General features: G+C 60.7%; 12 protein-coding genes. 7 read left to right on the plus strand and 5 right to left on the minus strand.

Translation table 11 applies throughout. From position 1 onward, the window contains the following. Positions 1-102: 102 nt before the first annotated feature. Together KHC28_RS00835 and KHC28_RS00840 are read left to right on the plus strand one after the other, a co-directional pair. Entirely contained in the window at positions 103-2,100 is a 1,998-nt protein-coding gene (locus KHC28_RS00835) for a hypothetical protein (protein WP_214006447.1), read from the plus strand. Positions 2,101-2,767: 667 nt separating this feature from the next. After that, positions 2,768-4,735 (plus strand): hypothetical protein, encoded by a 1,968-nt coding sequence (locus tag KHC28_RS00840; RefSeq protein WP_214006448.1) that lies wholly within the window; start codon positions 2,768-2,770, stop codon positions 4,733-4,735. 59 nt (positions 4,736-4,794) lie between these two features. Here KHC28_RS00840 and KHC28_RS00845 read toward each other — a convergent pair whose 3' ends face one another. After that, complete coding sequence (locus KHC28_RS00845; protein WP_214006449.1) at positions 4,795-5,055, minus strand: hypothetical protein; 261 nt, start codon at positions 5,053-5,055, stop codon at positions 4,795-4,797. 109 nt (positions 5,056-5,164) lie between these two features. Between KHC28_RS00845 and KHC28_RS00850 the strand changes: the two genes are divergently transcribed. After that, positions 5,165-5,395 carry a hypothetical protein gene (locus tag KHC28_RS00850; RefSeq protein WP_214006450.1) on the plus strand — a complete coding sequence of 77 codons (231 nt, stop codon included), beginning with the start codon at positions 5,165-5,167 and terminating at the stop codon, positions 5,393-5,395. Between the two features lie 45 nt (positions 5,396-5,440). Continuing rightward, on the plus strand, positions 5,441-5,629 hold the full coding sequence (locus KHC28_RS00855; RefSeq protein WP_214006451.1) for a hypothetical protein: 189 nt from the start codon (positions 5,441-5,443) through the stop codon (positions 5,627-5,629). A gap of 18 nt (positions 5,630-5,647) precedes the next feature. On the opposite strand, the gene KHC28_RS00860 is transcribed toward KHC28_RS00855, so the two are convergent. Together KHC28_RS00860 and gmd are read right to left on the minus strand one after the other, a co-directional pair. Then, on the minus strand, positions 5,648-6,364 hold the full coding sequence (locus tag KHC28_RS00860) for an SOS response-associated peptidase (protein WP_214006452.1): 717 nt from the start codon (positions 6,362-6,364) through the stop codon (positions 5,648-5,650). Positions 6,365-7,687: 1,323 nt separating this feature from the next. Beyond that, the gene (gmd, locus tag KHC28_RS00865; protein ID WP_214006504.1) at positions 7,688-8,707 is read right to left on the minus strand and encodes a GDP-mannose 4,6-dehydratase; all 1,020 of its coding nucleotides are present in this window, start codon (positions 8,705-8,707) and stop codon (positions 7,688-7,690) included. Between the two features lie 308 nt (positions 8,708-9,015). Between gmd and KHC28_RS00870 the strand changes: the two genes are divergently transcribed. Together KHC28_RS00870 and KHC28_RS00875 are read left to right on the plus strand one after the other, a co-directional pair. Further along, complete coding sequence (locus KHC28_RS00870; protein WP_214006453.1) at positions 9,016-10,632, plus strand: glycosyltransferase family 2 protein; 1,617 nt, start codon at positions 9,016-9,018, stop codon at positions 10,630-10,632. Continuing rightward, on the plus strand, positions 10,629-11,927 hold the full coding sequence (locus KHC28_RS00875) for a glycosyltransferase family 4 protein (RefSeq protein WP_214006454.1): 1,299 nt from the start codon (positions 10,629-10,631) through the stop codon (positions 11,925-11,927). Before KHC28_RS00870 ends, KHC28_RS00875 begins: the two co-directional genes overlap by 4 nt. A gap of 473 nt (positions 11,928-12,400) precedes the next feature. Here the strand turns inward: KHC28_RS00875 and KHC28_RS00880 are convergent, their stop codons facing one another. Then, positions 12,401-13,147, minus strand: a complete 747-nt coding sequence (locus KHC28_RS00880; RefSeq protein WP_214006455.1) for a hypothetical protein — start codon at positions 13,145-13,147, stop codon at positions 12,401-12,403. Positions 13,148-13,722: 575 nt separating this feature from the next. On the opposite strand from KHC28_RS00880, the gene KHC28_RS00885 reads away from it, so the two are divergent. Then, positions 13,723-13,950 (plus strand): hypothetical protein, encoded by a 228-nt coding sequence (locus KHC28_RS00885; RefSeq protein WP_214006456.1) that lies wholly within the window; start codon positions 13,723-13,725, stop codon positions 13,948-13,950. A gap of 49 nt (positions 13,951-13,999) precedes the next feature. Here KHC28_RS00885 and KHC28_RS00890 read toward each other — a convergent pair whose 3' ends face one another. Beyond that, positions 14,000-14,959 carry a LysR family transcriptional regulator gene (locus tag KHC28_RS00890; protein WP_214006457.1) on the minus strand — a complete coding sequence of 320 codons (960 nt, stop codon included), beginning with the start codon at positions 14,957-14,959 and terminating at the stop codon, positions 14,000-14,002. Between the last annotated feature and the right edge of the window lie 21 nt (positions 14,960-14,980).

Consider the following 14,980-nt stretch of genomic DNA (forward strand, 5'->3'; position numbering starts at 1 on the left):
AAAACCGGAAGGTGCTGCAAGCCGAGCACTTTCTGTCGCTCGACATTCGCAGTAGGAGGGTAATATCGTCCGCACGCAACAAGATTGGGAGAGGAGACCGGCATGCCGGATATCTACGAGGACCTCGCGAATTCGACCGACGCTACCAAAGGCGCCGGACTTGTCGCCTATAATTCTGCACTGGCGTACGCTCCTGGCACGGTAGGCGGTGCGTTATTGGATCAAGCGAGGAACTATCAGTACACACTCTCGCTGGCTGATTTTACGACGCCGGATGACGACGATAGTGCGCCGGGACTGAATGCATTCGCTGCAGAGCTGATTGCGAACGGTGGGCACGGGTTCATCCCGGCGGGCGTCTATAAAATTAAGACGAAATGGAGGATTTATTCATCTGGAAGCGGGAATGCGCCATTTTCAATCACATTTTCGGATGGAGCCGTAATTAACGGATACTTTGAGAGCGATGATAATTTTATCGAATTTCGAGAATTATCAGATTTTACGATAAATGGATTGCAACTAAACGGCAGGGCGAGCGTAACGGCGCAGGGATCGCACGGTGTCGTTGTAAGGAACTGCTCCAACTGGCGCTTTGGTGGAGCAACTCATATCACCGACTGGGCGGCCACCGGTGGGTCGGCTGGGTTCATGGCTTATACACCAGTGCCCGACAACTTAGGTACTTATAGGCATGGCCTTATTGAGGATCTGTCTGTTATCGCCGGACCACAGGGGGCCGGAATTGGGTGCCTAATCCACGAGATGTGGTATGTCGATGTGATGAAGGTCTATGCCAAGGACATTCGCAATGGCATAGGATACGGCATTCAATTCAAAGACGGAAATCGCTTCTGCAAGTATCACGCTTGGCGTTGTGAGAATTGCACCTACGCAGTTGCATTCGGCCGGGAGGCTGACTGGGGTGCGACCGACAGCCATTTTGGGTCCGGAGAGGCGATAAATTGCCTAAACTTTCTTGGGTCTAGCAAAACAACTAACTGCTCTGTCGGATTGTCGCAGATTACCGTAGATAGTGCGCGTGTCGACGTGACGAGCAAGCGGTTCATAATGTTGTCTGGCGGCACAACCGGCATGAAGGTGCACGGAGTCGCTATAGTTGGCTATCCCAGCACTAATACATACCCAATCTATATCAATCCAGGCTCGGATCGAAATTATATTCGCGTGATATCGATCAGCGGTGCCACAAAGTATTGGGAAGTCTCGGATAGCGATTACAATACTGTAATTATAGAGCGTGATTTTAGTCGTACAACAACGCCTAATCTCGACGAGTACGGAATTAACACTGGAGCTGGTAACTTCTTCGAGGCGGGAGGTGTCTCGGCTCAATGGAAGAGTGCGGCCGGCACCTTACAGTTTCGCGGAAATCAGGTGGGCTCTCCCAATGCAAACGAGCTAACTCTTGGAACATCGTCGACCCCGTGGCAACGTTTATATGCCCAAACAGTCTCTGCCGATCGCTTGGATCTTGCCTCGCTCGATGAAGTCCCAACGACTAGCCCGGCAGATGGCGATATCGCGTTTTCCAACGGCACTGTAGGCGCCAACGGATGGGGTGGGTATGGTCGGGGACTGTACATGTACAACGCTACCGACGCGATTTGGGAATATGTGTCAGGCCCCCGGGGGATTGTCGTTGCCGGTCAGAGTTCTGTTTCAGTAAATCTTACCGGAACAACCGTTCAGACGGTTTTGGCAACAATAAATATACCAGCAAATACACTTAAGCCCAACGACTCCATCCGGGTTACGTCGCTTTGGAGTCATGATAATAGCTCAAATTCGAAGAATATGCGCGTTCGATTTGGGCCGGAATATTTCAGCAATGTTTCCGCCACGACCTCATCTTCATCGAGGCTGCAGGTCCAAATTTACAATCGAGAAAGGGACACGGAATTCCACCAAGTGGCCGCTGCTCCTGCTCTATCGGCGTTTGGCGCGTCGAGCGTGGGGGTTCTGACCCAGAGCGTCAGTACCAACGTTGACCGGAGCGTCACACTCACTGGCCAACTGGCGTCTGCTGATGGGAGCATCACGTTGGAAGCATACACAGTCGAGGTGATCCGGGTCTAGTTGTCATTCTCACTGTTCACCCGCTCGCCCTCTTCGGAGGCCGGGCGGGGCTTTTTTGTGTGCCGGATCGGGTGTACGGAATTGGTTGCTCTAACGCTTGTTGGTGAAGATTACCTCTGGCAGCCAACGAATTTCGAACTCCGTGGCTTCCTCTGGCGTGGGGCTTCCGAATAAGACAGATACCGGTATTGGCGATACCACGCGGTATTTTGCGTGAGGATGTTCGATCGGCTCAAGAGGTGTACGAACTAGTCGCTCAGGCCTGGAGCGCTCCGACGGCAATAGCTCATACCATTGCGGAACCAGCCAAGGCGTGCCCTCGAGCTCGATGATATCCATCGTGCAGACCTCACCGTGAATCTCGATAAGTGCCTTCTGAATAGCCACCGCGCTCCCCCACACCCGCATCATGGTGCTTCACCGCGGACCGGGAGTCGATAAAAATTGTGCCGCGATGCCCTGCCTGGCTTTGTCGTGCGGACGTTCGGCACAACGCCGCCCGTCGCTTGGCTGAGGTATGGTGAGGTCCCGGCGCACGCTATCGTCACCTGTGGCGCCATTCAGCGCTTGGCCGCTCTTACCTAATGTACCGCGGATGGCATCTCCCTCGACACCGGCCAGTGCTCGGTACTAGGGTAATATGTCCTTGGCGGCGTAGGAGACAGCCATGCCTGACATCTATACGGATCTGGCGGATGCCACCGATCCGGCGAAAGGGGCTGGTTTGGTCGGCTTGGGCGCAGGAGTTGCGTATCCGTCGGGCACCGTAGGTGGTGCAATCAATGATTCCGGAATATCGCATCAGGTTATTCTTCCCTCCATTGCCGGTGTCGGCTCCCTATCTGTTCCGGATGACGCGATCGAGCTTGTCTTGCAGTCCCGTGCGGACGGTGAAGGTGGTTTCCGAGCAAAAGAGATAGCTAATAGCGGGGCGCTGTTGGCCGGACAGTTCCTGACCAACATCAATGCCCGGCGTTGGGAAAATGCGGAAGATACCATCACGCCGGCCATGTTCGCCGATATCGCGGAGATGTTCGCCTTCACGAAGGCGCAGATTCAGATGCCGGCGAAGTTTTATGAATTCAATTCGCCGATCACCACACGCGTAGGGGCTGTAATTCGAGCCGAAGACGGTGCGAAGTTCGTTCCCACCTTCTCTCAGGCTTCTCAAGATCGCGGACTCGGGCTTCTAACTTTAAGTTCGGGAACGGAGTGCAATCTCGTTGATATTTACTTGGCGGCAGGAATAAATCAGGTCACCATAGGGCTGAATATTAAGTCTGGTGTTAGGGTTGGCAGGGCTAGGCTTGTCAGCGCCGATTACAACAACAATCTTCCGGTCGGGGGCGATGATGCAGATCGCAGGTGGGCGGCAGTCACGCTTGAGGGCACTTCGCCGTTCGTGCAGAGCATTGAGACCGATTTCTTTCGTGTCGGGGCCAAAATGTACGACTGCACCAATCCGATCATCGGCAGCTTGATCAGCAAGCGTTGCCTTGTCGGATTCAATCCGAACCTGGTCTATGGGGGCGCTCTCCACTACGCGGACATAGACGGCGTCGCTTACGAAGATCAGACGCGCACGCTCAACGAGAATGGCTTGATCACCGGCGCAAACGGCATGCTGTTGTCGGGTGTGCAGGATTTTCATGTGGGCTATTTCCGGGGGCGCGGAGCCTTGGAGCATGAGATCCGCATTGGCTACGGCCTGGACATCCGCAACAATCGGATCCACTTCGGACAACTGGTCCTCCTAGCTCCCCACGGCTGCGGTTTCAAGGCGGATGACGCTGACCATCACACCACCACCGATATCCATATCGATAGTGTCTATGTTGAAGATGCCGGCCGCGATCTGCCGTTTCCAGAATACCAGGGCTGGGGGAACAAGGATGCCATTGCGATCCGCAATGTGGAGCGCTTCAGTATAGGTAAGGCTGTCGTTCGGTCGCGAAACTATACGTACTCAGGCGGCTATGCACTGTGGATCGAAAAGTCGTCGCGTGGCTCGGTGGGCTGGTGCGAGGTGCACAATGCGTTCAATGATGGTGTACGCATTACTCCCAATGGCGAGAACATGCTGGACGTCACTGTCCAGGGCGTAACGTCGAACAATGGCCGCTACGGAGTCTCTTTTTCTCCGGTCGACAATACGAGCACGGCGAATAGAGTAACGATCAAGGTCGATAGCTATAATAACACGGCTGGAAACTACGACGTTGCTGACCGCCCAAACGGGACAGACGGCCTTGTGGGGCCGCTTTATATGGAGGGATTTAGCCGTCAGACGAGTGGTGTGGCCAAGACGATCGGGCCAGTCATGCGGGCGTCAACGAATTTTTTCGACGAGATGCGCGACCGTGACATGCGACAGCCCCTGGTGGGATCAAAAACTTATAATCAGCCAAGCATTCCAGCGAAATCGATGGGGGATCCGACGACCATCACCGTGACAGGAGCGGTCGCTGGCGCGCCCAATCGCGTCGAGGTGTCTGGAACTGGCTATGCATCGGGTATCACTTGGAGCGGCACGGTGTCCGCCGACGACACCGTGACCGTCTATGCCGTGAATCCGACGACAAGCGCGCTGGATCCGGCATCCGGCACCATTACTGCATTCGTCACTCCGCTATAATTGCCCGGTCGGAAGGATGAGTTGGGCCGCCTGTTGGGGCAGCCGGAAGGTAGGTCGGCCTATCCCCGCAGCACCTTCACAATCGTCTCAAGGTCATTGTACCCCGCCGCGACAACGGTCCCACCCTCTACCGCGATGTAGTCGGCGCGGAAGCCGATTTTGACGGTGTCGCCCTTCTTCTTCACCGCCTCCCAAGGCTGGGGAATGAAGGCCGACCAGCCCGACCATGTCCTCAGATCCTCCGGCGGATTCTCGGGCGCCATGACCCATTTGTCGCCATCCTTGGCGAAGCGGCGATTTACGAGAGCATAGGGTTCCATAGTCGCTTCATGGGCGATTCCCCGCCTGCGTTCTACCCCTACCGGGGTCAGGCTTGTTCTATTTTTGTTCTCATGGAATCAATCCGGCCATCAACGGATGGAGCCGACCATGACGAGCGAGCCACAGCCCGCCGAACAGCCCCCTTTTGCTATTACGGATGCCGATGTCGACGATGCCATCGCGGCCTGCGGCGGCGATGCGCGCGAGACGGTGCGAACGCTGCTGATCGCCGGGCAGTTCATGGAAGCTGCGCTCTATGCCGCCGAGCAGGAGGCCAGTTGGGGCTATGTGCGAGGTCGCCTATCATGCTCGCTGCGCGATCGGCGGCGGGAGGGCTAGCCGATGGTGAAGAGGACACAGCGCAGCTTGGCGGGAGCCCGGCAAATGCAGAAAGACCTCCGGCAATTCCACCATCTGGTGCGCCAATGGGCGAGCGACGTGCCAATAGGGACGAACGTCTATCTCGGCTGCGACTTCCTCAACTATGCGATCATCATTATGGATATGCAGCTGACGGCGACCATCGAGAAGATGCCGTATGAACGGCCGCCGGGGTTCCAAGGGCTGGAGTAGCCTTGAGAGCGCACCGTTCTAAGCCGCTGCCGGCCGCTCGACGATCACGATCTGATTGTCTGGCAATGGCTGCTGAAGCGCCTTCGCTTCGTCCCACGGCGCGCGCAGCCAGACGTCGCGATCCTCTGCCGTAGTGAGAATCACCGGCATGGCCTTGGTGTGGACGGATCCAACCACGGCGTTGGGTTCCGTCGTCAAGAAGCCGTAGAGGTCGGTCGTGATCTCGCCCTCCTTGATCTTCCGCACGCCTGTCCACGTGGTCCATAGTCCCGCGAAGAAAGCTAGGGGCTCGTGAGCCGACAGGGCGAACCATTCCCAAGTGTCCGGCCCTTTTGCCCCGGCCGGTGGCTCGCTGAAGCTGGTGAACGGCACCAGGCAGCGGTGCTCGACGCCGAGCCAGCGCTGCCAATGGCGGCTAGTGGTGTTGCGGATGTTCGTCACGCCCTTGTCGGGCTCCATCCGTAGCAGTTCCTTGAAGTCGACGGCCTGGCCCTTCGCCTCTAGCTTGGTGGCGCGCTTCTTGGCGGCTTCCAACTGCACGACCTGCGATATCGGCATGCCCCAACGAGCTATCACAATCTCGTGTTCGTCATCCTCGCCAATCCGAATGATCGGCGCCGGGTAGTCGGGATAGATGCCCGGCTGTGGCGCCAGATTGCCTGCGCCATTGCGGAGCGTGCCGACCAGATCGGTGATCGCGGCGAGGTTCGATTTGTGGCTGTAGAGGTTGCACATGCAGGGCCACCTTCTGAGAATTTAGAGGCCTCAGGTTCGTGCCCGTTAGGCTACCCCAAGTCATGACACTTTTGCGGATTTCGAGGGCGAAGCAGGGGCGAATCCGTATCATCGACCGTTGAAATCATTTGATTTCATCCGGCCTGTCACGCCGGAGGTCGCGGGTTCGAGCCCCGTCACTCCCGCCATTCAAATCAATCACATAGTTAGCACTGCCGATCGTCCGGAAGATATTCCGGAATGGGGCTGCGACTGTTTTCTCCCTGCCTTGTTCCTTCATGCGTTCGCGGCGCCCCTATGCGCCTCGCCCGCCGGCCCGCGGTGGTGACGTTCGTGGCGTATGCACCTTCCGCAAATCGCCGGAGGCGGGCAGGGAAAGGCATCTCCGGCTCGACACGGGCGCGAGGCTTCTCCGCCACCGGGGAGCGCCTCTGTGGCTCTGCCGCGGCGCTTCTCGGCAGCAGGAGGCGCGTCAGAGATGCCGGACGTCGCCACGAGGCGCCGTGACGTGCTTGCCCAGCCGGACCTCGATGTAGGCGCGGGGAGGGGCCGTGTGCGGCTGCGCTTCGCCGCCGGCAGGATGCGGCGTGCGCAGAAGACCGGAGTTGCGTCGGGAAGGGCGGCTGCCGGCGCGCGAATATGGGGCGCCATGCGGCCTCCACGCCCCGCAGGCCGCGTCCCAAGGGCGCGGGCCTTGCCCTGCTCGAGCTGGACGTTCCGGGTACTGTCGATCCGGGGCGGTAGATAGCCGGGCGCCGGCACCCCGGCCATCCACGGGAGGGCATCCTGTCTCCCAGTGGTAATCACGCCGGCGAGGTGGCGATAGCCGGCCTGCCGCACGCGAGGCCGGGAGAGGCTCCCGCTCATGGATCGCACGCGGTTGGCCCGATGCGGATGGCGGCGAGGGGGCGGCGAGGCGATCCAGGCGGACGTGTCGACGTGGATGGGGGGCGTCGCCGGACGAGATCGATGACCGCTCGGGTACCATCCCCGCCGACCGGTGGGCCGCACCCTGGCCTACGGCAGAAAGCTGCCCGTTCGGCGATGGCGGACTTGGCAGAGGCTTGCCGGGCGAGGCGCGCTTTCGAGCTGCAGGCGCCCCAGGTCACCAAGACGTCGATCCGGGGGCTCGGTTCCCCGCGCGGCCAGCCGATAGTGTGATGCCCGCCCGTTGTTCGGCCGCATGCCGATGGGCAGGCAGGATGGGCTGTCGCTCAGATATAGGGACTGCGGTTGCAGTGCCGCCGCCGCAAGCGGAAGCGGCACTGCAAGTGTCTGATCTCTGCGGCCAGGTGGAGAACTCTGGCGCCAGCAGAAATAATCTCAGGCGCGCCAGTCGTCGTAATCCGACTTCGCCATCATTTCAGCGAGCTGGCGTATGGTGACCTTCGGGGTCCAGCCAAGGTTGGTACGGGCCTTGGTCGCGTCGCCGAGCAGCAGCTCGACTTCGGCGGGACGATAGAACCTCGGATTCACCTTGACGACGATCTTGCCGGAGCGGCGGTCCACCGCCTGCTCCTGCTCCGCCGAGCCGGTCCACTCAAGATCAAGGCCGAGCGCCTCCGCCGCGTAGATCACGAAGTCCCGGATCGGGGTGGTGACGCCCGTCGCGAGGACGTAATCGTCCGCCTTCTCCTGCTGCAGCATCCGCCACATGCCTTCGACATAGTCGCCGGCAAAGCCCCAGTCGCGCTGGGCCCCGAGATTGCCGAGCTCCACCGGCACATGCTCGCCGCGCGCGAAGCGGGCGAGGCCGAGCGTGATCTTGCGGGTGACAAATTCCGACCCGCGAAGCGGGCTCTCGTGATTGAACAGAATGCCCGAAGACGCGTGGAGGCCGAAGGACTCCCGGTAGTTCACGGTGATGTAGTGGCCGTAGACCTTGGCGACGCCATAGGGCGAGCGCGGGTAGAACGGGGTGTCCTCGTTCTGCGGGACCGCCCGCACCAACCCGAACATTTCCGAGGTGGAGGCCTGATAGAACCGCGCGTTCGGCGAATAGGTGCGGATCGCATCGAGGATGCGCACCACGCCCAGCCCGTTCACGTCCGCCGCATAGATCGGCTGCTCCCAGGACGAGCCGACGAAGCTCTGGGCGGCCAGATTGTAGATCTCGTCGAATTCCGTCTCGCGGATCAGGCGATTGATGTTGTTCACTTCGCTCAGATCGAAGTCGACCAGCCGGATGTCGTCGGCGACACCAAGTTTCTGCAGCCGCGCCGTCTCGGGGTGGGAGTTGCGCCGGATCGCCCCGATAACCTCATAACCCTTATCGAGCAGGAGTTTCGCCAGGTAAGACCCATCCTGTCCCGATACGCCGGTTATTAAGGCCTTTTTCATCAGAAGCGCTCCTTAGTCGAATGAATCCCGTACCGCGCGGTCGTAGACACCAAGATGTCGCCCTTGTCCACTCGAAAGCCTCGACTTCAAGCGCCCCCGGCACCGTCGCGGGCCGTTCCGTCGGGTGCCATCGGATGCCGACGGCCGGGTAGCGGAAGGGGCGGACTTCCAGCCCGCGCCGGTAAGCCGGGGATGGCGCCGTCGACCTTTGCCGGAAATCGCTGTGTGGCGGCATCCCGCGAGGGTTGACCGTATCTGAGTCTCTTATGCTACCTACGCGTTGCTCCCCGTGCGCCGGAAGCGAGGTTGTGATGAACGAGTACGCGCCGAACCAAACCGCCTATCGAAACTGGCGCGAGCACCGCAGGCTCCAATTAACGGAATTGCACCTCGATCAGCCGTCCTCCTGGAACAAGTTGATTTCGGTTGCAATCGATTGCACGGCGTCTTCCGCTGACCAGCAACTCGACTCCACACTCAAGTCTCTACTGGAGCAGGACTGGAACAACCTGGAGATCTCGGTCTTCTCCGCCAGCCATGGCGCCGATATCGATCGCGATCCCTTCATGAAGTTGCGTGGCCTGCAGGTGCACGAGGCCATGAGCCACGACGATCTGCTCCGCCTGGGTCCGACGCGATGCGATCTGCGCGGCGACTACATCCTGATGGTGCCGGCCGGCGTGACCTTCGACGAGACGGCGTTCTCGAGCCTGAACCGCGCCCTCGTCCAAAGCGGCGGGACGCACGAGCCGGATTTGGTGATCTTCGACCACGAGTATCTGGATGAAAGCGGACAGAAGGCCTATCCGGCGTTCCTCCCCGGCTTCGATCCCGATTTCCTCGCGGAGGAAGACTATATCGGCCATGGCGTGCTGCTGAAGGCCAGCCTGTTCGATCGTCTTGCCGCCGCCGGTCCCCTGGCCTCGCTGCGCGAATTCATGCTCGCCGCGGCGCAATGTCGTCCGGCGCCGATCGTCGCTCATGTGCGGGACGTGCTGATGACGGTTCATGGCCGTCTGCCAGGCGACCGGCCGCTCTCGGGCGCCAATGCCGCTCCGGCTCTCATCACTTCCGCGGCCGTTGCCGTCGTCATCCCCAACCGGAACAAGCCCGATCTGCTGCAGCAATGCGTCAGGTCGCTCTCGACCGAAAAGGCGGTGAGGGAGCTCATCGTCGTCGACAATGCCAGCGACGATGCCAGGACGCTGGAACTGTACGACGATCTCCGGCGCGATCATGGGGCCAGGATCGTTCCCATGGATCAGCCGTTCAACTTCTCGCGGATGATCAATCTGGGTGTCGCGGCGTCAGAGTCCGAGCTGGTTCTCCTGCTCAACAACGACATCGAGTTCAGGCAGCCCGGCGCCCTCGACGCCGCAAGCGCGCTCGCGATGCGACCGGAGATCGGCATCGTCGGTTCGAAATTGCTGTATCCGGATTTCACGGTGCAGCATGCCGGGGTGCTGCTGGAATATCACCCCTTCGAATACCACGTCCGCGCCCTGCATGTCGGCCGTGGCGCCGAGACGTCATCCGCCGGCTATCTCGGCCAATACGCTCACCTGCGGAACTACCAGGCGGTAACCGGCGCCTTCATGATGCTGCGCCGCTCCGTCTTCGACGAGGCCAACGGCTTCGACGAAGTGGCGTTGCCGGTGGAGTTCAACGACATCGACTTCTGTCTGCGTGTGCGGCATGCCGGCTATAAGATCGTCTGCGCGCCATTCGAGGGCGTCTTCCATCATGAATCGGCCAGCCGAGGCAAGGCGGACACGCCGAGCGTCATCGAGATGCGAAGGGCCGCACAGGGGCTGATGGCGCGACGCTGGATCGACGAATTCAAGAGCGACCCCTTCAATCATCCCATCGCAAGGCTCGGAGAAAGAGCTGAAGTGCAGTTCAACTTCACGGGAACGTTCGTCGGATGATTACTGGTGCCAAGTTGAGAAAAAACTTCGCGAAATGGGGCCGTTCCTACCGTAAACGTCGCCTGAAGCTCGCCCGTTGGCTGCTGTCGAGGAGTTGGATCAGGGAAGCGATGCCGGCCGCGCCGAGCCAGCTCAGCGAACCGGCGCTGCAGAGCGTCGTCAGCCGGCCTGAAAATCAAGCCGCGTGGCTGCCGTACGACACGGCATTGACGTTGAAGCCCGGCATTTCGATCGTCGGATATCTGCGCTCGGAGATCGGCCTCGGCCAGTCGGCCCGGTGCCTCGCCTATGCGACGGACTCGGCCCGCGTCGGGTCGAGCTTCTACCATCTTCCGCTTCCGGGGCGCGAGAACGAGCCGGAGTTCTCCAGCAAATGCACCGCGTTTCCCGATCGCAAGGCGAACCTGCTGGTGTTCGGGCTGCCCTCCATCGTCGCGCTCTCGGGCGAGATCCGCGGCGGGCGTCACAACATCCTCTATCCCTTCTGGGAACTGCACGGCATCGATCCCGAGTGGATCCGTGTCGCTGAACGGTGCAACGAAATCTGGGCACCTTCGACCTTCATCCACGATGCGTTTCGCGAGCAGTCCAAGCTGCCGGTCACCCTCGTGCGGCAACCGGTAAGGTTCTCGGGGGCGCACCTTCGAGAGGAAGACGCGCCGCAGCCCGGTGCTCCGCTCAGCTTCCTCACCTATTTCGATTACGATTCATTCGGCGAGCGCAAGAATCCTCTGGCGACGGTGAAGGCCTTTCGCCAGGCCTTCCCGCTTGGAAGGGAAGAGGCAAGGTTGGTCGTCAAGACGCGCGGCTCCGACGATCGCGGCCTGCGCAAATGGCTCGGCGAAGCCAGCGCCTCCGATCCGCGCATCAAGATCATCGACCGCACGGTCGATCGGGAGGCGATGGAACGTCTCGTGGCCAACTGCGACGCCTTCGTCTCGCTCCATCGTTCCGAAGGGTTCGGGTTCGGTGCGGCGGAAGCGCTGGCGTTCGGCAAGGCCGTGATCGCGACCGACTACAGCGGAACCACGGACTTCATCGACAAGACGACCGGCTATCCCGTCAGCTACAAGCTGGTGCCGGTAAACGGGGATCAGTATTTCTTCGCGGACGGCCAGCATTGGGCCGATGCGGATCTCGACGACGCATCCGCGGCGATGCGGGCGATCTACGATTCTCCCCAGGACGCGAAGAGCCGGGCCGAACGGGGTCGATTGAAATTGCTGAATGAATTCTCGCCTCAGGTGATCGGTCAGCAGATCAAGGCGCTGCTGGCGGAGCGTGGCTTGTCGTAAGGCCGGCATGGTCGGGCCTGACGAAAGGCCATGCGGAATGGTCTTTGCCGCCCTGGTCTTTTGCCACCTTGGCACTGCTCCTCCCGGGAGGCCGTCGAATGTTCTCCCGGATGTTTCCTTCATGCCTCCGCCGGACGCAATCTCGATCAGGCCTTTCGCCCGGACGTGAACCGAAGGCAGCCTGTGCCGATGGCGGTCAGCGTGCGGGTGCCGGATGGTACGAGAACAGGAGAGGGGCGGCTGCGCCCTCCTCGGAAGCGCATGCCCGGCAGTTCGCGCTTCGGTGCCGCCTCCGGCGCGATGCCGGCGAGGGGCCTCGGCTCTGAGGGCGGTGCGGGACACCGGGGCCTTGCCAAGGCCGGGATCACGCGACCATCCGTCCTGGCGAGGGCTATCCCCCGAGATCGGACCGCTTGCTGCGGCGGGCTCGCGTCCCGAAGGTGATGCCGTTGCGGGAGGGAGGCCGAGCCGGTTCAGGATGTCGGGCGTCTGAATGGCCTGATCTTGTTGGCCGAAGTGAATATATATATCAAACTATTTGATTTTTTATTCGTATTCATCTGCGGATTTGACGTTCGAAGAACGTTGATGTGGCGGTCTATGCGCTGCCGCAGGATGTCGATGTTGCCAGACGCCTCTTCGTGAGCTTCGAAGTCCGCGTCATAATCCCTGCAGATGCGGCTCATGAGCGGTGCTATCTGGTCGTGGCGGATGGGGATGTCCGGGCTCTTGTTGAGGATCTTGTGGGCAGGCACCGGCTGGTCGTAGAGACGGGCCATGCCCGCCATGCCGGCGGTCAGGTTCTCGAAGGGAATGAGAATGCAGTTTGCCGTTTTCCCACTGGCGCGAGCGAAGCGGGACAATTGCGGCTGTGCTTGATCGGCGTGTTTTACTCTCCACTCATCATAGAATTGACGGAAATCGATATTGTTCGTCGATAGATCCGTCCCGGTTGCCCATTTTGCCTTGTGGGAACAATAAAGGCTCCACAGCCAGCTGATCGGATTCCGGACTATTCCCCAAATGAAGAAGTCCTCCAGCGCTATTTCATTGAACAGCCAGGCGAAATTCTCTTCGATCTCGGCCAGGCTCATATGCTTTCCGTGCTCGGAACGCGTCAGGCGTATGTCCGCTTCGCCCCTGAAGCCATTCTCGATCGTCGTCGAGGCCGTCTTGAGGCCGGCAATATAGATCGTTCTTTTCTCGATATTTATGAGCATGAAGTTACAACACGCTAATATTCATGTCGTGGGTCTGCCTTTTCGTGCGCCGGCAATATGCACTCGTCGCAAGATGCTCTGCGTCGCCCCGCCCGATACCGGGTCGGTCATGCTTCGGTGCGCAGGCGGCGTGTCGATGGCCCGTCAGGCACCTGCCAGCTCTCGTCTGGCTGTCGGAAAGACTTTCCGCCCGCGGCCAATGAGGCCAAGCCATGCCGCGTCTTGTGATTGGACCATGTCTAGCGGCGCTGCGTTGCCGGGGTATGTCCCGAACATTGCTCAATGTAAGGCTGCGTTTCGGAGTACCTGGCCTGGAAAACCGAACCTTGGACGTGTCCTTCTGGTTGCCTGCTTCAAAGCTTCGATAGTCGACAAGGCGTTGGAGAACTCGCTGACGGATTTCAACGATCCCGCGGGCATGACAGGCGCGAGCCGAGGGGCTGCCCGGGTCAGCCAGAACAGCCGTCTCGCCTAATCCCGAGGGAACGATCGGGTCTGCTCCATTTCCGTGCCGTTCTCCCGCTTGTGTGCACTTTCGCGGATTTCGCCCCGGCCATCCGTGGTAGCCTCCGACCATGACCACAAACATCGAAGCCAGAGCACGGGCACTATGTGCGGCGGACCTGCGGCCCAGCGTGGCGGCCGGCGATCTCGAGATCACCGTCGATCGGCTGTGGCCGGTGGTGGCTCGCGAGATCCAGGGCAATGTCATGGATGCGGATGCCACCAAGGAGCCGCGGGACATCGCCATGCGGGTCGCCGAGTACCAGCAGTTGCGCCGCTCGCAGTCGACGTCGGTATGACGCCGGGCAGGGGCTCACCTTCCCAGCGAGGGGGTGAGGGTTCCCCGCGCTAGAGCCCGGCGAGCAGTTCCTGTCGCTCGCGGGCGACGATCTCGTACAGCACGGCGATGAAATCGGCGACATTGGCCGAGGGCGTCTCGCCGCGCCGGGTGATGATGCCGAGCGGGCCGAGCTGGTTCGGCAGCGCGATCGGCAGACGCTTGAACGTGTCGCGTCCCACGCCCTCCATCAGGATGGATTTCGGCAGGCAGGCGATCATGCCGGCCTCGCGCACCAGATGCAGGGTGGCGAAGATCGAGGTGGTCTCGACGAGATTGTTGAGGGTGCCGACTCCGGCCTCGACGAAGGCCTGATCGATCAGCTGCCGCATCGGGCTGGTCTTCTGCTGCAGCACCCACGGCATGTGCGCCGTCTCGGCAAGGCTAAGCGCGGCGACGCCGGCGAGCGGATGCTGCGCGGCGACGAAGATCCACAATTCCTCATGCGCCAGCGGCTCCAACTCGAAGGCAAGCGCGTTGCTCGGATCGGTGAAGCGGCCGAGCGCCATGGAGATCTCGTTGCGCTCCAGCGCGTCGAGCAGGATGTCGCTGGTGGCGGCGAGTAGCTGGATGGTCATCAGCGGGCGCCGGCGCTTCAATTCGGCGATCGCCTTGGGCAGCAGGCCGGGCGTGGTCGCCATGATGGCGCCGATCGACAGCGCGCCGAAGCCGCCGGCCTTCAGATTGTCCAGCCCGTCGGCGAAGCTGTCGGCCTCCCTCAGGGTGCGCGCGGCGTAGTCGGCGACGAAGGCGCCGATCTCGGTTGGCAGCATGGCGCGCGGCGTGCGCTCGAACAGCCGTACGCCGAGCAGCGCCTCGGCGTCCTGCAGGATCTTCGAGGCCGCCGGCTGCGTCATGTTCATCTCGGCGGCGACGCGGTGCAGGTTGCCGCCGCGCGCCAGCAGGTCGATGAGCCGCAGGTGCCGGAAGCGCAGCCGGGTCGCCAGCGCGGCGAAGGAGGAGGACACCATCTGCCGATAACCTAATGGAAT

Origin of the sequence: Ancylobacter sonchi (assembly GCF_018390695.1) — a bacterium.
Lineage (GTDB): Bacteria > Pseudomonadota > Alphaproteobacteria > Rhizobiales > Xanthobacteraceae > Ancylobacter > Ancylobacter sonchi.